General features: G+C 66.9%; 19 protein-coding genes. 14 read left to right on the forward strand and 5 right to left on the reverse strand.

Annotated features, from left to right (window positions below; translation table 11 throughout):
- Positions 1–9: 9 nt before the first annotated feature.
- Positions 10–1,017 carry a radical SAM protein gene (locus tag E0473_RS14190; protein WP_137681580.1) on the reverse strand — a complete coding sequence of 336 codons (1,008 nt, stop codon included), beginning with the start codon at positions 1,015–1,017 and terminating at the stop codon, positions 10–12.
- Positions 1,014–2,441, reverse strand: a complete 1,428-nt coding sequence (locus E0473_RS14195; RefSeq protein WP_137681581.1) for a dihydrolipoyl dehydrogenase family protein — start codon at positions 2,439–2,441, stop codon at positions 1,014–1,016. The genes E0473_RS14190 and E0473_RS14195 overlap by 4 nt, the downstream gene beginning before the upstream one ends.
- A gap of 63 nt (positions 2,442–2,504) precedes the next feature.
- Here E0473_RS14195 and E0473_RS14200 point away from each other — a divergent pair, with 63 nt between their 5' ends.
- Both E0473_RS14200 and E0473_RS14205 read left to right on the forward strand, forming a co-directional pair.
- The gene (locus E0473_RS14200; RefSeq protein ID WP_137681582.1) at positions 2,505–3,551 is read left to right on the forward strand and encodes a methyltransferase domain-containing protein; all 1,047 of its coding nucleotides are present in this window, start codon (positions 2,505–2,507) and stop codon (positions 3,549–3,551) included.
- Positions 3,545–4,546 (forward strand): SDR family oxidoreductase, encoded by a 1,002-nt coding sequence (locus E0473_RS14205; protein ID WP_137681583.1) that lies wholly within the window; start codon positions 3,545–3,547, stop codon positions 4,544–4,546. Before E0473_RS14200 ends, E0473_RS14205 begins: the two co-directional genes overlap by 7 nt.
- Here E0473_RS14205 and E0473_RS14210 read toward each other — a convergent pair.
- Both E0473_RS14210 and E0473_RS14215 read right to left on the reverse strand, forming a co-directional pair.
- Complete coding sequence (locus E0473_RS14210; RefSeq protein WP_241657536.1) at positions 4,543–5,268, reverse strand: glycosyltransferase; 726 nt, start codon at positions 5,266–5,268, stop codon at positions 4,543–4,545. The genes E0473_RS14205 and E0473_RS14210 overlap by 4 nt on opposite strands.
- Positions 5,265–5,849, reverse strand: coding sequence for a TIGR04282 family arsenosugar biosynthesis glycosyltransferase (locus E0473_RS14215; RefSeq protein ID WP_137681585.1), 585 nt, complete (start codon positions 5,847–5,849; stop codon positions 5,265–5,267). The genes E0473_RS14210 and E0473_RS14215 overlap by 4 nt, the downstream gene beginning before the upstream one ends.
- A gap of 52 nt (positions 5,850–5,901) precedes the next feature.
- Here E0473_RS14215 and E0473_RS14220 point away from each other — a divergent pair, with 52 nt between their 5' ends.
- The 3 genes from E0473_RS14220 (at position 5,902) to E0473_RS14230 (ending at position 8,720) form a co-directional block, all read left to right on the forward strand.
- Positions 5,902–6,708, forward strand: coding sequence for a sterol desaturase family protein (locus E0473_RS14220; protein WP_137681586.1), 807 nt, complete (start codon positions 5,902–5,904; stop codon positions 6,706–6,708).
- 111 nt (positions 6,709–6,819) lie between these two features.
- The gene (locus E0473_RS14225; RefSeq protein ID WP_137681587.1) at positions 6,820–8,034 is read left to right on the forward strand and encodes a Ppx/GppA phosphatase family protein; all 1,215 of its coding nucleotides are present in this window, start codon (positions 6,820–6,822) and stop codon (positions 8,032–8,034) included.
- Positions 8,034–8,720: an RlmE family RNA methyltransferase gene (locus tag E0473_RS14230; protein ID WP_137681588.1), complete on the forward strand. Its 687-nt coding sequence runs from the start codon at positions 8,034–8,036 to the stop codon at positions 8,718–8,720. Before E0473_RS14225 ends, E0473_RS14230 begins: the two co-directional genes overlap by 1 nt.
- Before the next feature lie 88 nt (positions 8,721–8,808).
- Here E0473_RS14230 and E0473_RS14235 read toward each other — a convergent pair whose 3' ends face one another.
- Positions 8,809–9,465: a c-type cytochrome gene (locus E0473_RS14235; RefSeq protein WP_137681589.1), complete on the reverse strand. Its 657-nt coding sequence runs from the start codon at positions 9,463–9,465 to the stop codon at positions 8,809–8,811.
- A gap of 134 nt (positions 9,466–9,599) precedes the next feature.
- Here E0473_RS14235 and E0473_RS14240 point away from each other — a divergent pair, with 134 nt between their 5' ends.
- Genes E0473_RS14240 through E0473_RS14280 form a run of 9 tightly spaced genes read left to right on the forward strand, consistent with a single transcriptional unit; the run spans position 9,600 to position 18,568 of the window.
- Positions 9,600–10,508: a prephenate dehydratase gene (locus E0473_RS14240; protein ID WP_137681590.1), complete on the forward strand. Its 909-nt coding sequence runs from the start codon at positions 9,600–9,602 to the stop codon at positions 10,506–10,508.
- Positions 10,509–10,538: 30 nt separating this feature from the next.
- Complete coding sequence (locus tag E0473_RS14245) at positions 10,539–11,222, forward strand: hypothetical protein (protein ID WP_241657537.1); 684 nt, start codon at positions 10,539–10,541, stop codon at positions 11,220–11,222.
- Positions 11,219–12,451: a DUF4350 domain-containing protein gene (locus tag E0473_RS14250; RefSeq protein WP_137681591.1), complete on the forward strand. Its 1,233-nt coding sequence runs from the start codon at positions 11,219–11,221 to the stop codon at positions 12,449–12,451. The genes E0473_RS14245 and E0473_RS14250 overlap by 4 nt, the downstream gene beginning before the upstream one ends.
- Positions 12,448–13,425, forward strand: coding sequence for an AAA family ATPase (locus E0473_RS14255; protein WP_137681592.1), 978 nt, complete (start codon positions 12,448–12,450; stop codon positions 13,423–13,425). Before E0473_RS14250 ends, E0473_RS14255 begins: the two co-directional genes overlap by 4 nt.
- Before the next feature lie 13 nt (positions 13,426–13,438).
- Entirely contained in the window at positions 13,439–14,788 is a 1,350-nt protein-coding gene (locus E0473_RS14260) for a DUF58 domain-containing protein (protein WP_241657538.1), read from the forward strand.
- Positions 14,788–15,855 (forward strand): stage II sporulation protein M, encoded by a 1,068-nt coding sequence (locus tag E0473_RS14265; protein ID WP_137681594.1) that lies wholly within the window; start codon positions 14,788–14,790, stop codon positions 15,853–15,855. Before E0473_RS14260 ends, E0473_RS14265 begins: the two co-directional genes overlap by 1 nt.
- Positions 15,852–16,736 carry an RDD family protein gene (locus E0473_RS14270; protein WP_137681595.1) on the forward strand — a complete coding sequence of 295 codons (885 nt, stop codon included), beginning with the start codon at positions 15,852–15,854 and terminating at the stop codon, positions 16,734–16,736. Before E0473_RS14265 ends, E0473_RS14270 begins: the two co-directional genes overlap by 4 nt.
- Positions 16,733–17,287 (forward strand): GNAT family N-acetyltransferase, encoded by a 555-nt coding sequence (locus E0473_RS14275; RefSeq protein WP_338325103.1) that lies wholly within the window; start codon positions 16,733–16,735, stop codon positions 17,285–17,287. The genes E0473_RS14270 and E0473_RS14275 overlap by 4 nt, the downstream gene beginning before the upstream one ends.
- 45 nt (positions 17,288–17,332) lie before the next feature.
- Complete coding sequence (locus E0473_RS14280) at positions 17,333–18,568, forward strand: sensor domain-containing phosphodiesterase (protein ID WP_161981622.1); 1,236 nt, start codon at positions 17,333–17,335, stop codon at positions 18,566–18,568.

Genomic DNA, 18,568 nt, shown 5'->3' on the forward strand with positions numbered 1-18,568 from the left:
CGTGGCTGATCACTGCGAACAGCTCGCCCCGCCCAGTACGCAGAAGCGCGCGCAATGCGGGTGATTGAGCGGGACGGGTCGCAACGCCGCGTCAAGCGTCGCCCCAAGATCGAACTGCGGATCGTGCGGCAGCAGCGTGCAGGCGACCACGCGCGCCTCGTCCTCGCCCTTGCGGTGGACGACCATACGGCTGGTCGCGCACATCATCGCCGATGGCGATTGACCGAGAATGCCCCAGCAGGCCTCGGTAATTTCGGGCACGTCGGCCTCTTCATCCATCTCGGGAAACAGCACAAGCGCCGCGGGGTCCGCCGCATCGACCTTTACGCCATGCTCAGCGAACAGAGCCGCATAGCCGCGCCGGGCATCGGCCTCGCTTTCGCCTGCAAGGTGCCTGCCCGCCACCGCCAGCGCAAAGCCGCTTTCCGACAGCCATGTCAGACCCGCCAGCATCGGCTCCCAGCTACGCGGCCCGCGCTCGGCCTCATGGACCGGCTGGCTATAGTGGTCGATGCTCACGCGCAGGGTGAGCCTGTCGCCATGGCTGGCCCGCAGCGCCTCCAGCGCTGCCTTATGGCGCTGCATCGGGGCCATCGCGTTGGTTAGTACCAGCACGGCAAACCCGGCCTCCAGCGCGGCTTGCAGCATGGCGATGATGTCGGGGTTCATGAACGGCTCGCCGCCGGTGAGGCCGATCTCGGGCAGGTGCGCCAGCAGCGGATCGGTGGTGGCGCGAATTTCGGCCAGAAAGCGCTCCGCCTCGGCGAGCGTCAGGTATTGCAGCGCATCGTTGGTGGGCGAGCTTTCGATGTAGCAATTGGCGCAGGCGAGATTGCACAGCGTGCCGGTGTTGAGCCAGATCGTGCGCATCGCCTCGGGCGCGACCACGGCGCGGGTCTCACCCTTGGCGGTGACCTGCGGGTCGGCAAACTTGCCCGGCGCGAGCGGCACCTTGTCGGTCAGCGTGAACGGCGATTGTCCTTGCGGCGCGCTGCGGCTCTTCGAACGCACGCTCATCCAAACCTCCGCCGCAGCGCCGCCAGCGCGCGGGCGATCCGCTTGACCGGGGCGCTGAACACCAGCGGTTCCCACGCGGCGAAGGCTCCGGCCTTGGTGATCTCGCCGCGCGTGGGATAGGCGATGATCGCCGAGCCCAGCGCAAAGGTACCTGCCTTGCCGGTGATCGTCTGCGCGAGCGGCAGGAGCATATCGCCCGCCCCCTCGCCGCAGACGCTCGCGCCGACCAGCTTGCGCCCCTTCATCACCAGCTTGAGCTGGCCGTCCATCGCGCCCTCGGTCACGGCGCGGTCGTTGTGCGAAAAGTCCTCCCGCACGATGCGCACCTTGTCACCGAATTTCTTGCGCGCTTGAGCTTCGGTCAGACCCACCTGACCCACCTCGGGTGCGGTGTAGGTGCACCAGGGCAGCGCGGCCCAGTCCACCTTGGTGGGCACGCCAAGCGATATGTCGAGCGCCACGTTAGAACCTTCATAGCCCGCGACATGGGTCAGCCGTGGCCCATCGCGGCAGTCGCCGATGGCGTAGATATGCTTCAGGCTGGTGCGGCGGCGCGCATCGACGGCAATCCCGTTGCTGCCGAATTTCATACCCAACTCCGCTAGGCCCATTCCCGCCCCCCGCGCCTTGCGCCCGGTGGCGACAAGCACATGGCTGCCCTCGATCACCGCGCCGTCATCCAGCGTGAGCGCAATAGCGCCATCGGTGCCCATCGCGCGCACGGCTGTTCCGCTGACGAAGCGCACCCCGTCCGCTTCCATCGCCGCCTTGGCCAGTGCCGCCGATTCGCGGTCATCGCGCGACAGGATTTCGCCGCGCTCGATCAGCGTCACTTGCGAGCCGAGGCGGCAGAAGGCCTGCGCCATCTCCATCCCCACCGCGCCGCCGCCGAGCACGATCAGCCGCGAAGGCAGACGGGAGAGCTGGAACAGGTTCTCATTCGTAAGGAAGGGCAAGGAGGCCAGCCCCTCTATCGGCGGCACCGCAGGCTCAGAGCCGAGCGCCAGCACGATTCGCGGTGCAGCAAGGGTATGACCCGCAACCGCGACCGTGCGCGGCCCCGTCAACCGCGCGGTGCCCCGGAATATCTCGCAGCCCATGGCTTCGAATCGCGCGGGATCGTCGTGCGGGGCGATGGTGGCGATGCTCGTCTCTACATGCACGCGCACCCCGTCCCAGTCGATCCGCGCGCCGTTCACGCTCACCCCGAACCGCGCGCCGCGCCTTGCCTCGTAAGCGCGCCGAGCGGCCGCAATCAGGGCTTTCGACGGTACGCAACCGTTGTTCAGGCACTCGCCGCCAAAGGCGCCGCGCTCGACCAGCGCGACCTTGAGGCCGAACAGGCCGCAGCCGCCAGCCGCCGTGAGACCAGCGGCACCGGCGCCGATCACGATTACGTCATGGGTATAGGTTTGTGAGGGCATTGCGCGATGAATGTAACGTCGCCATTGGGGATTGCTACAGGGGAACCAACGAAGGAACCCGCGATGCTTGAAAACGCGCAAGACTATTATGGCAAGGTGCTGTCTGGCTCGGCCGACCTGCGCACCGATGCCTGCTGCACCGCCGAGATGCCTTCAGAGACGGTGCGCCGCGCCTTGGCCAATGTCCACGAAGATGTCCGCGCACGTTACTATGGCTGCGGGCTGGTGGTTCCGCAGGCCATCGAAGGTGCACATGTGCTCGATCTCGGCTCGGGCGCGGGGCAGGACGCCTATCTGCTGGCGCAAATGGTCGGCGCAAAAGGTTCGGTCACCGGGGTCGACGCCACACCCGAACAGCTCGCCGTGGCCGAGGCGCACAAGGACTGGCACGCCGACAAATTCGGCTATGCCAATGTCCGCTTCGTCGAGGGCGATATCGAGAAGCTCGACGCGCTCGACCTCGCGCCCGAGAGCTTCGACGTGATCGTCTCCAACTGTGTGATCAATCTCGTGGCTGACAAGGCCGCGGTGTTCCGCGCCGCGCACAGGCTGCTGAAGCCAGGCGGCGAGCTGTATTTCTCCGACGTCTATGCCGACCGCCGCGTCCCCGCGCACCTGCTCGACGATCCCGTTCTGCACGGCGAGTGCCTGTCGGGCGCGCTTTACTGGGGCGACTTCGATCGGCTCGCGAAGGAGGCGGGCTTTGCCGATCCGCGCCTCGTCACCGACCGCCCGCTGGCGATCAACGACCGCGCGGTGGCCGCCAAGCTCACGGGCATCGGCTTCGTCTCGGCCACCTGGCGGCTGTTCAAGCTCGACGGGCTGGAGCCGCAGTGCGAGGACTATGGGCAGGCCGTCCGCTACAATGGCACGGTGGCGGGGGAGGAAGATGTGTTCCACCTCGACGCGCACCACGCCATCGAAGCTGGGAAGACCTTCCCGGTCTGCGGCAATAGCTGGCTGATGCTCGAACAGACCCGCTTTGCCCCGCATTTCGAGTTCATCGGCGATTTCTCGAAGCACTACGGCGTGTTTCCCGGCTGCGGCACGGCTATGCCCTTCGGCCAGTCGGGCACCAACCCGGCCAAGAGCGAAACAGCCTGTTGCTGACCGTCCTCGTCACGGGTGCGGCTGGCCTGATCGGCGGCGAGGTCTGCGCGCGACTGGCGGCGCGGGGACACCGCGTGATCGGCATGGTGCACCGCCGCGGCGAGGTGCTCGGCAACGATGGCACGCCGGTGCCGCTGGCCCGCATGGTGGACGGCGATATCACCGCGCCGCTGATGGGGCTCAATCCGGCGGAGCTGCGCTGCGACGTGGTCATTCACTGCGCCGCCAGCCTCGTGTTCGATGCGCCAGAGCCGGTGCTGGAGGCGATCAATGTCGAGGGCACCCGCAATGCGCTTGCCTTTGCACAGGCGGCGGGCGCAGGATTTCTCCATGTCAGCACCGCCTATGTCTGCGGGCTGGAGCAAGGCGCGATTGCCGAGGCCCCGGTGCCGCCCGGAAGGAAATTCGCGAACAACTACGAAGCGAGCAAGGCGCGCGGCGAAGCGGCGGTCGAGCAGTCGGGCCTGCCCTTCGTGATCGCCCGCCCCTCGATCGTGCTGGGCGACCATGCCACCGGCACGATCCGCGACTTTCCCACCCTGTGCAACGTGTTCCGCCTGATGGCACGCGGACGGTTGACGCAGTTCCCGGCGGCGGAAGGGGCGACGCTTGACCTCGTGCCGATATGCCATGTTGCGGAAGGGATCGCGCGGCTGGCCGAGCATTTCGACGCAGCACAAGGCCACCATGTCCACCTCACCGCCGACAGCCCGCTCCCGGCCCGCGCACTGGCCGATGCCGTGTGCCGCCATCCGCATTTGCAGCATCCTGAGGTGGTCGATCCGGCGCAGTTCGACATCGCGGTCCTCCCGCGCGTGGCGCAGGCGATGCTAGCGACCTACGGCTCCTACTTCACCCGCGACCCGCGCTTCGTTGCTGAAAACATCACTCGGCTGACCGGCCTCACCTGCCCGCCCACCGATGCCGCGTGGATCGACCGGCTGGTCGCCTATGCCTTTACCCGCGACTACCTGCCCAGCCCGCCACTGGCCTAACGCACGTCCGGATAATGCCGCTCCAGCCCCTCGCGCGCACCCAGAGCCCAGCTCAGCCCGACCCTGAAATAAATCCAGTTCGCCTTGAGCGCCCCCCATTCGGCGATCCGCCGGTCGGAGGTTTCGACCGCGCGCGGCACCATCCGCACCCGCCCGAGCGCGGCAAGGCGGATGCACAGATCGGCCTCCTCCATCACCATCGCCTGCGGGTCGCAGCCGCCCACCTCCAGGAACTGCTCGCGGCGGAAGAACATGGCGTGGTCGCCGAACAGCAACCGCGCCCCGCGAAAGAATAGCCTAGGATAGAACAGCAGCGGGGCGTACCAGGTCTTCGCCCAGTTGTGCGCGGTGGTGCCCCAGCGCGTTTTCTCGGGCCCGCGAATAATCGGGGTGAAGCTGGCGAGCGAAACCTTCGGATCGGACAGTGCGGCCTCCACCACCTGCACCGCATCGCTTGGTAAAACGGTGTCGGCGTGGAGGATCAGCACATGCTCGCCCTGCGCCGCCTCTACGCCCGCGTTGATCTGGCGACCGCGACCGCGCTGCGTGGAGATCACCCGCCAGCCCTGCGCCTCGGCCAGCGCCACGGACTGGTCCTCGCTGCCGCCGTCGATGCACAGCACCTCGTGCGGCGGCGGGTCGAGCCTTGCCAGACTGGCCGCCAGCGCAGGCAGGGCTTTGGCCTCGTTGAGCATCGGGATAGCGATGGTGAGGCGGCTCACGCGGACAGGTCCGGCCAGCGGGCGAGATCTTCGGGCCGGTCGCAATCGGCCAGCATTGGCAGGCTGCGCCATTCAACGCCGCGCTCGGCCAGCCGCCGCTCGGTCTCGGCACGCACGGTGGATATGCCCCAGGCCATGCCGCCAAACAGGAACGGCACCGGCTCGCAGAAAGCGAGCAGGTAGTAGCCGCCGTCCTCCGCCGGACCGATGGCCACCGGCACCTCGGCCAGCGCTGCTGCGGCCGCGCGCAGGTGGTCTGCCGCAAGATCGGGAATATCGGCGCCGAGCAGGATCGCGGGCGCGGGCACCCGCGCCAAGCGCGCGCCAAGGTCACCCTCGCCCTGTTCGGCCAATCGCACATCCTCGCCAAGCCATGCGGTGAAATCGCCAAGCGCCGCGCCGCTGGCATAGAGCACCAGGTCCAGTCCACTTTCGCGCACCGTGGCAATGGTACGCTCGACCAGCCTTCGGTGCAGCTGTGCCGCGCCCTCCTCGCCCAGGGCCGGGATCAGCCGCGTCTTGACCTCTCCGGCGCGCGGATACTTGGCGAACAGGGCAACGGTCGGGCGCAATGCATCCATCACCGAGCCTTAGCGGCTTGTCGCGCGCAAGGCGAAGGCTCATCGTTGCGCGATGGCCTCGCGACTCGTCAAACTTGCCGGAATGGTGCTCGGCGCGGGAGCCGTGGGCGCGCTGCTCTATGCCGAACGCGCCCGCCCCTTGCGCCGACAAACTCGCAAGGCCGCCCCGCGTATCGCCCGCAATGTGACGATGGGCGCAGCCTGCCAGGCCGCAATCATGGCCGCCGAGATTCCGTTGACCGAGCGCATCGCCACCCGCAATGCCGCACGCAGGCGCGGGCTATCAGGCCTGTTCGGCGGCGGCATTCTCGGCGGCGCTCTCGCCTTCCTCGCAATGGATTACGGGTTCTACCTCTGGCACGTCGCCACCCACAAGGTGCCGCTGCTGTGGCGTTTCCACCGCGTCCACCACGTCGACCCCGACATGGACGCCTCGACCGCAATCCGCTTCCACTTCGTCGACATGGTCGTCTCGCTGCCCTGGCGACTGGTGCAGGTGCGCGTCTCGGGCATCGGCCCGCGCGGGCTCGCGGCATGGCGCAAGTTCTTCCTGTTCTCGGTGCTGTTCCACCATTCCAACTGGCGTCTGCCGCGCGGGCTCGATGAAGCGCTGAGCAAACACATCACCACCCCGCGCATGCACGGCATCCACCACAGCCAGACCCCTTGCGAGATGGACTCCAACTGGTCCTCCGGGATCGCCTGGTGGGACCACCTGCACCGAACCTTTCGCAACGATGTGCCCGCCCACAGCATCACCATCGGCGTCGACGATCCACTGGCAGAGCGCGACATCCCCCTGCTGCCCGCCCTCAAGGCGCCCTTCGCGCCTCGGCCCGCAATCCGCGCGCTTGCCTGAAAGGCCGCCCTGCCCCGTCCGACTTGTGCAAGCTGCCGGTCTGGTCTAGCCTCTTGTCAGGTTCCGCGGCTTAGCTGCTGCGGGTTTTGAAGTTTTGGAAAGTATCAAGCGATGGCGGAGACAGGCCCGCCGGACAAGCGCGACAGCGCTGCACGCCCCGCATCGGGGAGGCGGCGTCGGCGCCCCCACCGAGGGAGAGCGTCCTCCCGCAAGTCCGGCATCACACCACGCAAGCCCCCCGAGGCACAAGCGCCAGCTGCAAGGCGCGCTGAACCAGACCAGCCGGCACAGCCGCATCCGGGCGGCCCGCAAACCGCCAATCAGGCCTATGCCGCGATCGATCTTGGCACCAACAATTGCCGCCTGCTGATCGCCCGCCCCGAAGACGAAAACTTCACGGTGATCGACGCTTTCAGCCGGGTGGTTCGGCTCGGCGAAGGGCTGGCGCAAACGGGCCGCCTGAGCGACGAGGCGATGGACCGCGCGCTCGGCGCCTTGCATGTGTGCGCCGACAAGCTGCGCAAGCGAAAGGTCTACCTCGCCCGCTCGGTCGCTACCGAGGCCTGCCGCCGGGCCAGCAATGGCGATGAGTTTATCGAGCGGGTACGCCGCGAAACCGGCATTGCCCTCAATGTCATCACCGCCGAGGAGGAAGCGCGGTTGGCCGTGCTGGGCTGCCATATCCTGTTAGAAGACGGGCGCGGCCCAGCGGTGATCTTCGACATCGGCGGCGGCTCGACCGAGCTGGTGCTGATCGAATCGGGCGGCCCCGTGCCGCGCATCCTCGATTGGCAGTCGGTCCCCTGGGGTGTTGTGTCGCTGTCCGAAACGGTCGGGCTGGAACCGAAGGACAAGGACGGCCGCGTTGCCCGCTACGAAGACATGCGGAGCCTGGTGCGCGACAGCTTCGCCGAATTTGCCGAACGTATCGAAAGCCGCCGCACCGACGACCTTCGCCTGCTCGGCACCAGCGGAACCGTCACCACGCTTGCCAGCGTCCACCTCAAGCTGCCGCAATACGATCGCAAGGCGGTCGACGGGCTGATCGTGCCCGCCCTCGATATGCGCGCGATCTCCTCCGGGCTCGCTTCGATGTCGCCAGCCGAGCGCGGCAGGCTGGGCTGCATCGGCACCGAACGGGCAGAGCTGGTGGTGGCAGGCTGCGCGATCCTCGAAGCCATACTCGACATCTGGCCTGCCGAGCGGCTGGGCGTGGCCGACCGGGGCATTCGCGAAGGCATCCTGCGCTCGTTGATGGCCGCCGATGCCGAAGGGCAAGCGGCAAAACAGGCGCTGTATCTACTGCGCCAGAAAGAGAACCACTGATGGCACGGGCAGGACAGGATTCGGTTCGCCGGCTGAAATCGAACAAGAAGCGCAAGGCCAGCTCGAACAGCTGGCTTACGCGGCAACTGAACGATCCTTACGTCAAACTGGCCAAGGAACAGGGCTGGCGCAGCCGCGCCGCGTTCAAGCTGATCGAACTCGACGACCGCTTCGGCCTTGTAAAAGGCGCGAAGCGGGTGGTCGATCTCGGCTGCGCGCCGGGCGGCTGGTCGCAGGTGGTGCGCAAGCGCGCGCCGGGCGCGGCGGTGGTCGGCATCGATCTGCTGGAGGTCGAACCGATCGACGGCGTGACGATCTTCCAGCTCGACTTCATGGCCGACGAGGCGCCCGGCCTGCTGACCGACACGCTCGACGGCCCGCCCGATCTGGTGATTTCCGACATGGCCGCCAACACCGTGGGCCACAAGCAGACCGACCACCTGCGCACCATGGCGCTGGTGGAAACGGCGGCGCACTTCGCGGTCGAGGTTCTGGCCGAGGGCGGCAGCTTCGTGGCCAAGGGGTTTGCCGGCGGCACCGATGCCGAATTGCTCGCCCTGCTCAAGCGCCATTTCAAAACGGTGAAGCACGCCAAGCCGCCCGCTAGCCGCAAGGGCAGCTCGGAGTGGTTCGTGGTGGCGCAGGGCTTCAAGGGCCGGAGCGAAACGGAGGACAGCGAGACCTGAGCTTTCGCATAGCGCAAAGAAAAAGGGCCGGGATTATCCCGGCCCTTTTTTCATTGTCAGCAAAGCCTAGCGTGGCTGGCGCAACAGGTCAGTCGGCCACGACCACTTCGTCTTCCTCGGGCGCGGCTTCGGATGGCTCATCGGCCGAAGCTTCAGCATCTGCACCTTCGTTCTCCATCGCGAGCGCAGCATCGGGTTCTTCGGTTTCCTCTGCTTCCGGCTCGGGCAGATCGGGGCCGCCGCCGTTGGCACGCAGATAAAGAATGACGTTCGCGCGATCCTCAGCCGAGGACAGGCCCGCGAAGCTCATCTTCGTGCCATCGGCGAAGCCGCGCGGGCTGGTCAGCCAGTGGTCCATGTTCTCATAGGTCCAGTCACCGCCGTGGCCCGAGAGCGCGCTCGAATAGGCGAAGCCCGGCTCATGCTGGCCAATCGGCTTGCCCAGCACGCCATAGAGGTTCGGGCCGATACCGTCGGCACCGCCCTGCGCGATGGTGTGGCAGGCCATGCACTTGGCGAAAACCGCCTCGCCCTTGCCGGCATCGCCGGTGGTGAGCAGCGTCGCCAGAGACGGACCGGCATCGGCCCCGCCTTCTCCCTCGTCGGCGACGATAACGTAGCCCGGATTTTCCGGCGTTTCTGCTTTGTCAGCATGGAAAACACGCGAACTGATCGCAGTCAGCCCGAGTGCAATGACGCCGGAGAAAAGAACCCAGCCAAAGATAGTGTTGAGACGATCGCCCATAGTCCGGTCGCGTTTCTGCTTGTGTTGCCCGATTTCGTAGGCGCTCTAGGGGCTGCTTGCCCTATGTGCAAGACCCGAAAGGCGCTTCTACGCGCTTGGCAGCGCCGCCACGCCCGGCTACCGGCTGTGCCGCTATGGATTCTTTCCCCGCTCCCGCCCTGCGCCTGGTCGAACAGATGCGCGCCGCCGCCGCCGAAAACGCTGAGCGCGCCATCGCCTTTCAGGGCGCGCCAGGTGCCAATTCACATCGCGCGGCGATGGAATATGCGCCCGAGTTCCTGCCGCTGCCCTGCTTCAGCTTTGCCGCCGCGCTCGATGCGGTGTCCGAAGGGCGCGCCGGGTGCGCGATGATTCCCATCGAGAACTCGCAGGCGGGCCGTGTGGCCGATATCCATTTCCTGCTTCCGGAAAGCGGGCTGTTCATCGTCGGCGAATATTTCATGCCGATCCACCATGCGCTGATGGCTCTGCCGCAGGCCGATGGCAGCTTTGGCCCGTTTACGGCCGCCTTTTCGCATCCCCATGCGCTTAGCCAGAGCCGGCATTATCTGATGGAGCGCAACATGGTGCCGCTGAGCCACGCCGATACGGCCGGCTCCGCCGCGCACGTGGCCGAACTGGGGGATCGTTCGGTCGCCGCCATCGCGCCCGCCATCGCGGCCGACCTCTATGGCTTGTCGATCGTCGATACCCGCGTCGAGGATGCCGACGACAACACCACCCGCTTCGTGGTGCTGGCGAAGGAGCCGCTCGATCCGGCAAGCCTCAAGGGGCAGGACGCGATCACGACTTTCGTGTTCGAGGTGAGGAACGTGCCTGCCGCGCTTTACAAGGCGCTGGGCTGCTTCGCCACCAACGGCGTTAACATGACCAAGCTGGAAAGCTATCACGAGGGCGCGAGCTTCGCGGCAACGAAGTTCTACGCCGATATCGTAGGCTCGCCGGGCGATGCGGCGGTTGACAGGGCGCTGGAGGAGCTGAACTTCCACGCCAAGGATGTGCGCATGTTCGGCACCTACCGCCAGGCTCAGGTGCGCGGATAAGCGACCGGTCATTGCCTCTCGCGTGGCGCCATGCCACAGGAGGACAACGTGAGCACGGTATCGGGAAGCGAGGCGCTGGCGCCGCAGGGCGATGAGCTGGCTCAGGCCTATGCGCAGATGCGCGCCGATCAGCAGACGCAGTTTGCACCGGTCGAGATGCCCGCTCGCGAAGAACCGCCCGATTGGATCAGGGAGCTGTTCGAATGGCTGGGCAATCTGTTCCGCCCGGTTGCGGAAGCGCTGGTCGAGGGCTGGCCGGCAATCAAATGGGTACTGATCGGGATCGGCGTGCTGGTGCTGGCTTTCCTGCTGTGGCGCCTGATCGGGCCAGACCTTTTCGCCCGCCGCTCGCGCAAGGATACTGAGCAGGCCGGTTGGGTGCCCGACAGCAAGGCGGCGATGGCGCTGCTCGAAGATGCCGACCGGCTCGCTGCCGAAGGCCGCTTCGACGAGGCGACGCACCTGTTGCTGCAACGTTCGGTCGACCAGATCGCCACCGCGCGGCCCGACCTTGTCGATCCATCGAGCACGGCGCGCGAACTTGCCGCCGAACCGGCGCTGCCCGATGGGGCACGCAAGGCCTTTGGCGTGATCGCCCAGCGGGTCGAGCGCAGCCTGTTCGCCTTGCAGCATCTGGGGCAGGACGACTGGCAAGCCGCGCGCGATGCCTATGCAGAATTCGCGCTTGCCCGCTTGAAAGGCAACGCGCTGTGAGCCGCGCGAAAGGCCCGTTCCGCCCCGGTGCGGTAGCGCTGGTGCTGCTGGTCGGCGCGGCCTCGTTCCTGCTGCTGCTTTACGCCATGGCCCACGGGCTTGACGGTTCGAGCGAGCGCGATGGCCGAGCGCACGCGAAATCGCCGGGGCTCGACGGCTACTCCGGGTTCGTCAACTTGCTTGAGAACAGCGGACACGCGGTGTCGTTGAACTTCTCAGAAGGCAATCTCGACGACTACGGCCTGCTCGTGCTCACCCCCCGTTTCGATGCCGATGGCGAGGAACTGGCGGAGATCATCGAACGGCGACGCTATACAGGGCCGACCATGCTGGTCCTGCCGAAGTGGATCGCGATGCCGATCCCCGATTCGGTGCCTGTGGAGGCAGAGCCGGGCTGGGTACTGCTGGCCCACGCCATGCCCCCGCCATGGTTCGACGCGCTCGACATCGGCGAAGGGGCCGAGCTGGCCATCGGCGAGACCGGCGGTTTCTCCGGGCTCGGCTACGAGGGCACGCTGCCCGATGGCACCAATGCCATGGCGCTGGTCGAAACGGGCGACAGCACGATCGAGCCGCTGGTGGTCGACAGCGAGGGCGATATGCTGGCGGGCGCGCTCTATGCCGATGGGGATGCTTGGCCGCTGGTGATCGTGTTCGAACCCGATCTGGTGAACAATTGGGGCATGGCCGACGAAACCCGCGCGCGGCTCGCCGATGCGCTTGTTCACGAGGCCTCCGAGGACGCGGATCTCGACATCACTTTCGACATGACGCTGCCCGGCCTCGCCAAGACGCAGAACCTGCTCACCCTTGCCTTCACCCCGCCCTTCCTTGCCGCGACTCTGTGCCTGATCCTCGCCGCACTGCTGGTGGCATGGCGCGCGTTCCAGCGCTTCGGCCCACCCTTTGCCGAGGCTTCGGCCATGGCGCAGGGCAAGCGCCAGCTCGCCATGAACGGCGCGGCGCTGCTCGCCCGGCTCAAGCGCTGGCACCTGCTGGGCGCGCCCTATGCGGCGCTGGTGGCCCGGCGCATCGCCAGCCGCCTGTCGCTGCGCGAGCCGGAAGGCGAAGCGCGAGAGCGTGCCATCGACAACGCGCTCACCCGTACCGACTATCAGGGCGAGAGCTTTGGCCACTGGGCAAACCTGCTGCGGCAGGCGCGCAAGCCCGCCGACATCCTTCGCGCCAGCCGCGCACTACGATCAATCGAAAGGACGCTGACCCCATGAGCACGACGCCCATGACCTTCACGCTCGAACAGACCGCCGACCTGGCAAGCGCTATCCGCGCCGAGGTGGCCAAGGCCGTGGTCGGCATGGACGAGGCGGTCGATCACCTGCTGATCGGCCTGATTGCGCAGGGCCACGTCCTCCTCGAAGGCCCGCCCGGCACCGCCAAGACTTTCCTCGCCCAATGCTTCGCGCGCGCCAGCGGGCTCGATTTCGGGCGCATCCAGTTCACGCCCGATCTGCTGCCTGGCGACATCCTGGGCTCCAACCTGTTCAACTTCCAGACCTCGAGCTTCACGCTCACCCGCGGCCCGATCTTCTGCGAGCTGCTGCTGGCCGACGAGATCAACCGCACCCCGCCCAAAACGCAGGCCGCGCTGCTTGAGGCGATGCAGGAACGCAAGGTGACGCTTGACGGCGAGGCGCACCCGCTCAGCCCCAATTTCATGGTGGTGGCCACGCAGAACCCGATCGAAAGCCAGGGCGTCTATCCGCTGCCCGAGGCGCAGCTCGACCGCTTTGCCTTCAAGCTGCTGGTGCCCTACCCGTCGCCTGAGGAAGAGGCGAAGATCGTCGCCCGCTTCGGCGCGCGCAGCGGCGCGCCCAAGGCGGACGACTACGGCATTGCCATGGTGGCGGGTGCCGAGGCCATCACGGCGGCGCAGGAGGCCGCAAAGACCGTCACCCTGTCGGACGAGATCGTCGGCTATACCGTCGCCCTGATCCGCGCCACGCGCGATCATGCCGATATCGCCAGCGGCGCAAGCCCGCGCGCTGCCGTGCTGCTGGCCAATGCTGCAAGGGCGCGCGCCTCGTTGGAAGGGCGCAACTACGTGGTGCCCGACGATGTGAAGGCGCTCGCCACGGCCACCCTGCGCCACCGTCTGCTGCTCAGCCCCGCCGCCGAGATTGAAGGGCGAAAGGTCGAGGATCTGGTCGCACAGCTGATCGAGCAGACCGAGGCCCCGCGCTAAGCCTAAGATGCGCTTGCCCAAACTTCCCCGGCTTCCCGGCCTGCCCTTCGTGCCGACAGGGCGCGCGCTGGTGCTGCTGGCTCTGCTTGCGCCGCTGGCCGTGGTGCTGGCGGCGACTGCGCCGAGCGCCTGGGCCATCGCGCCCGCTGCAGGGCTGGCGCTGGTGCTCGTGGTGGTACTCGATGGAGTGCTGGCGGGAGGTCTTGCCACGCTCGACCTCTCCGCCCCGGCTGACTGCGAAGTCGGTCAGCCTTCGCCGCTGCACGTCACCGCCGCGCTTCGGCGCAATGCCGCAGCCTCACCGCCAGAAGCTGCCATCGGCTTCGACCCGCGCCTCGGCCCCAATGGGGCGTTGCACTTCGCGCTGGCGCCAACCGGAGAAGACGGCCAGTTCGCGGGCAGCGCCGATCTTGTTCCGCAACGCCGGGGCACCGGCGCGCTGAGCGGCCTGTGGCTGCGCTGGCGCGGTCCGCTGGGGCTGGCGGCACGGCAGGTCTATCGCGCACTCGACCAGCAAGTGCGCGTCTGGCCCGATCTCTCGCCGGTGCGTTCACCAGTCTTGCAGACCTTCTTCCGCGACTCGCAATTCGGCCTCGTCGCCCGCCGCATCCGGGGCGAAGGCACGCAGTTCGAGGCGCTGAGCGAATACGAACCGGGGATGGACCGGCGCCGGATCGACTGGAAGGCCTCGGCCCGCCACACCCGGCTGTTCGCCCGCGAGAACGAGACCGAGCGCGACAACCAGATCGTGTTCGCTTTCGATTGCGGCCAGTCGATGTGCGAGCCGATCGACGGCCTGCCCCGGATCGACCGCGCCGTCTCGGCCGCGCTGGTCGCCTCCTATGTCGCGCTGAAGGGCGGTGACCGCGTAAGCCTGTTCGGCTTTGCCGACCAGCCGCAGCTGATGACACCCTTCGTCACCGACACCCGCGCCTTCTACCGCCTGCAAACCGCCGCCGCCGAACTGGATTACACCGCGCGCGAACCCAATTTCACCCTTGCGCTCTCCACCCTCACCGGGCGGCTTCGTCGGCGCTCGCTGGTGGTGCTGTTTTCCGACTTCAGCGACCCGACCAGCGCCGAACTGATGGTCGAAAGCGTCGAGCGGCTGGTGCGCCATCATCTGGTGATCTTCGTCACCATGGCCGATGAGGAACTGGCCGAGCTGACCGATGCCGAGCCCGAGAACATCGGCGATCTGGCCGTGGCCGTTGGGGCCGATGCCCTCGCCCGCCAGCGCGCGCTGGTGCTTTCGCGGTTGCGGCGGCTGGGCGTGGACGTGATCGAGGCGAAGCACGACCAGATCGGCTACCGCCTGATCGACGCCTACCTTTCCGCGAAACGGCATGAGGCGATTGGCTGATGGCGCTCGACTATCTCCGCAAGATCCCGTGGTTCCGGCAGGCCGAGATCGCCCCTTCGGCCGAAATCGAGGCCGCTTCGCTGCGCTCCGACCGGTTCCGGCTCGAACGCGAGGTCGACTGGCAGCGGCTCGAACGGATCGTCACCGCGCTGGAAAAAGGGCGCCCGAAGCGGATTACCGACGATGACCTGCTCGATCTGCCGGTGCTCTATCGCAAGGCCGCATCGAGCCTCGCCGTGGCCCGCGAAACCAGCCTCGATGCCGCCGCCATCGCCTATCTCGATGCGTTGGTGCGGCGCGCCTGGTTCCAGATTTACGGCCCGCGCGAAACGCTGACCGGTTGGCTGCGCGGCTTCCTCGGCGGCGGCTGGAGCCGGGCCGTGCGCACGATCTGGCTCGACATCTGCATTGCGCTGTTTTTCATGGTGGCAGGCACCGCCGTCGGCTGGCTGCTGGTCAGCCGCGAGCCCGACTGGTTCTATGCCCTGGTGCCGGGCGCGATGTCGGACGGACGCGAGCCGGGTGCGGACCCGGAAGTGTTGCGCCAGTCGCTCGAACCGACCGCCAACGCCGATGGGCTTTCGGTCTTCGCCACCTATCTGTTTTCGAACAACACCGGCGTCGCCATCCTCGCCTTTGCATTGGGCTTCGCCTTCGGCATTCCCACGCTGCTGTTGCTGATCTCGAATATGGCGCTGCTCGGGGCGATGCTGTTCGTGTTCGCCGAGGCGGGGCTGGGTTACGAATTCGTCGCCTGGCTTTCGGTTCACGGCACCACTGAGTTGGGCGCGATCCTGCTGGCGGGCGCAGCGGGCATTCATGTAGGGCGGTCGATGGCCTTTCCCGGCCAGCGCTCGGTGCTTGCCGCTGCGCAGAACGCGGGGGTGCGCGCGGCGCAGGTGATGGCCGGGGCCACGATCATGCTGGTTGTGGCAGGCCTGCTCGAAGGCTTCGTGCGCCAGCTGGTCGGCGAACCATCAGCGCGGCTGGCCATCGGCGGGGCGATGCTGGCCTTCTGGTGCCTCTATTTCGCCGGTATGCGCAGGCGGCAGGATCGGGCGGCATGACCAAGCTGCAAACCGCCATCACTACGGCCAATGCCAAGCGCGAGCGCGAACTGATTACGCCCGAGGGCCTCGCGCTGCCGCTGCGCATTGCCAGCCGGGGATCGCGCGCGCTGGCGCTGCTGCTCGATCTGTTCTTCCTGTTTGTCGGCTTTCTCGTGTTCATCTTGTGCCTTGGGCTGATCGGGCTGAACCTCGGTTCGATTGAAGGGATAGGCCGAACCCCGGCGGGCGAACTGGTCGGCATCGTGGTCATCCTCGCGGTGTTCTTCTCACGCTACGGATATTTCCTCTGGTTCGAACTGGGCGCGCGCGGGGCAACGCCGGGAAAGCGGCTGCTCGGTATGCGCGTGGCGGCGAGAGGGGGGCAACGGCTCACCACCGAGATGGTGATTGCGCGCAACCTGATGCGCGATGTCGAGGTGTTCATCCCGGCCTTCTTCCTGATGGGCAACGGCTTCGACGCCGGGCTGACTGGGGCGGCGGCCTTCGTGTGGCTGGCGGTCTTCGTGTTGTTCCCGTTCTGCAACCGCGATGCGCTGCGCGCGGGCGATCTGGTCGCGGGCACTTTCGTGGTCGAGACCCGGCGGGCCAAGCTGCAAGACGCGATCTCGCTCGCGCCCGACCACAGCCAGACCTACCGCTTCGGCGAGGCCGAGCTGGCGGTCTATGGCGAACACGAATTGCAGGTGCTTGAGGGTGTCCTGCGAACAGGCGACGAACAAGCCATGCAGGATGTGGCGGAGGCGATCTGCCGCAAGATCGGGTGGGACATCGGCAGCGGTGACGAGCGCGAGTTCCTGACCACCTTTTATGCCGCCTTGCGCGCCCATCTTGAAAGCGGCATGCGCTTCGGCAAACGCAAGAAGGACAAGTTTTCATGACGCAAGTGGTGCTGCGCGCGGCCACTTTGGAGGATGTGGAAAGCCTCTCGAAGCTGGGCCGCGACAGCTTTTGCGCTGCCTTTGGTACTCTCTACCGGGCTGAAGATCTCGCCGCTTTCCTCGAACAATGCTATGCCCCCGCCGCCGTAGCCGAAGAGGTGAGCGACGATGTGCATCGCCACCGCCTCGCAGTCGATCCGGCCAGCGGGGCGCTGCTGGGCTATGTGAAGATCCGCGTGCCGAGCTACTATTCCGAATATTCCGACGCGGCCAATCCGATGGCGCTGTGCCAGCTGTACACCGATCCTGACCACACGGGCATAGGGATCGGCGCCGGGCTGATGGACTGGGCCATGGACGAGGCGCGGGCCGGCGGCCACGATGCGCTGCAGCTTTCGGTCTATAGCGAGAACTACGGCGCGCAGCGCTTCTATGCCCGCTATGGCTTTGCCAAGATCGCTGACATCTATTTCGACGTGGGCGACCAGCGCGACGAGGAATTTCTCTACGAACTGCGGTTCAGCGCGCCGCCTGCAACATCACCGGGTTAACACCGATTTAGGCACTTTGTGGCATCCCCTCCTGTTATGGGGGACATGACCTTTATCCTGCCCGCACACGAGGCACCCGAACCGCCGCTTGACGACGAGCTGGCGAGCGACCCGCAGATTGCGGGTTTCCTGCATTCTGCACGCGCGCATCTCGGGCTGGAGATCGGCCTGATCGGCCGCTGGGTCGCGGACGAAACGCGCGAGATCACCCATGTCGACAGCCTGCTTGATCTGCCGCTTGAACCGGGCCTGCGCCAGCACCGCGAAGAGACCTATTGCTGGCACGTGCTGACCGGCGAACTGCCAGAAATGATTGCCGACCCCGCGCCCTATCCCAAGGCGCTGGCGCTTCACATCACCGAGGCTCTGCCGGTAGGCACGCATTTCTCGGTTCCGCTGCGCCTGTCCGATGGCACCGTGTGGGGCAGCTTCTGCGCGATGGGCCGGACACCCGATCCCACCCTCACCGGCCGCGACCTCGCCATCTTCGAAGGCTTCGCGGCCATGGCTGCCGAGCGGATCGACACGCTGATCGCCGAGGCGGCACGGCGCGAGCAGACCCGCCAGCGCATCGAGGACATGTTCGAAGGCGATGCCGTCACCATTTTCCAGCAGCCGATCCATCAGCTTGCAGATGGCAAGCCGGTCGGCGTCGAATGCCTCGCCCGTTTCCCCGATGTGAACAAGCGCAGCCCCGGTGCATGGTTCGGCGATGCCGAAAGCACGGGGCTTGGCGAAGAGCTTGAGATGACCGCCGTGCGCGGCGCAATCGAGACACTTGCCGGCGTGCCAGAAGGCTTCTTCGCCGCCATCAAGGCCCCCGCGCGGTGTGTAGTGAGCGGCGCGGTGCGGGCCGCGCTCGAAGCAGAGGCCCCCGCCGACGTAATCGTCACCCTCACCCAATATGCCGCCGCCGAGGACAAACTCGCGCTGGTTCAGGCGCTTGAGGCAATCCGTCCCACGGCGCGCGTGGCCATCGACATGGTCGGCACTAGCTACGCCTCGATGCAGCTTGCCGCACTGGTGAAACCCGATTTCGTGAAGCTCGACATGGCGCTGGCGCGCAACGTGGCGACCGATCCTGCCGCCCGCGCGCTGGTCAGCGCGGTTGTGGCGCTGGTCAGCGAATGGAACGGCGCCGTGGTCGCCGAGGGAATCGAGGAAAGCGCGCAGGCCGAGGCGATGCAATCGCTGGGGGTGAGCCACGCACAGGGCTACCTGTTCGCGCGCCCGATGCCGATGGTCGCCGCAGCCCAGCACCTGGCCGGGATCGTCGCCTGA

Origin of the sequence: Aurantiacibacter suaedae, assembly GCF_005434915.1 — a bacterium.
Classification (GTDB): Bacteria; Pseudomonadota; Alphaproteobacteria; order Sphingomonadales; family Sphingomonadaceae; genus Alteraurantiacibacter; species Alteraurantiacibacter suaedae.

Bases quoted from the DNA above. Each gene is read 5' to 3' on its own strand.
- E0473_RS14240 (WP_137681590.1), top strand. From the start codon at position 9,600: ATGGATTCTTTCCCCGCTCCCGCCCTGCGCCTGGTCGAACAGATGCGC.
- E0473_RS14280 (WP_161981622.1), top strand. From the start codon at position 17,333: ATGACCTTTATCCTGCCCGCACACGAGGCACCCGAACCGCCGCTTGAC.
- E0473_RS14230 (WP_137681588.1), top strand. From the start codon at position 8,034: ATGGCACGGGCAGGACAGGATTCGGTTCGCCGGCTGAAATCGAACAAG.
- E0473_RS14245 (WP_241657537.1), top strand. From the start codon at position 10,539: ATGCCACAGGAGGACAACGTGAGCACGGTATCGGGAAGCGAGGCGCTG.
- E0473_RS14265 (WP_137681594.1), top strand. From the start codon at position 14,788: ATGGCGCTCGACTATCTCCGCAAGATCCCGTGGTTCCGGCAGGCCGAG.
- E0473_RS14255 (WP_137681592.1), top strand. From the start codon at position 12,448: ATGAGCACGACGCCCATGACCTTCACGCTCGAACAGACCGCCGACCTG.
- E0473_RS14190 (WP_137681580.1), bottom strand. From the start codon at position 1,017: ATGAGCGTGCGTTCGAAGAGCCGCAGCGCGCCGCAAGGACAATCGCCG.
- E0473_RS14200 (WP_137681582.1), top strand. From the start codon at position 2,505: ATGCTTGAAAACGCGCAAGACTATTATGGCAAGGTGCTGTCTGGCTCG.
- E0473_RS14235 (WP_137681589.1), bottom strand. From the start codon at position 9,465: ATGGGCGATCGTCTCAACACTATCTTTGGCTGGGTTCTTTTCTCCGGC.
- E0473_RS14225 (WP_137681587.1), top strand. From the start codon at position 6,820: ATGGCGGAGACAGGCCCGCCGGACAAGCGCGACAGCGCTGCACGCCCC.
- E0473_RS14220 (WP_137681586.1), top strand. From the start codon at position 5,902: ATGGCCTCGCGACTCGTCAAACTTGCCGGAATGGTGCTCGGCGCGGGA.
- E0473_RS14270 (WP_137681595.1), top strand. From the start codon at position 15,852: ATGACCAAGCTGCAAACCGCCATCACTACGGCCAATGCCAAGCGCGAG.
- E0473_RS14215 (WP_137681585.1), bottom strand. From the start codon at position 5,849: ATGGATGCATTGCGCCCGACCGTTGCCCTGTTCGCCAAGTATCCGCGC.
- E0473_RS14195 (WP_137681581.1), bottom strand. From the start codon at position 2,441: ATGCCCTCACAAACCTATACCCATGACGTAATCGTGATCGGCGCCGGT.
- E0473_RS14275 (WP_338325103.1), top strand. From the start codon at position 16,733: ATGACGCAAGTGGTGCTGCGCGCGGCCACTTTGGAGGATGTGGAAAGC.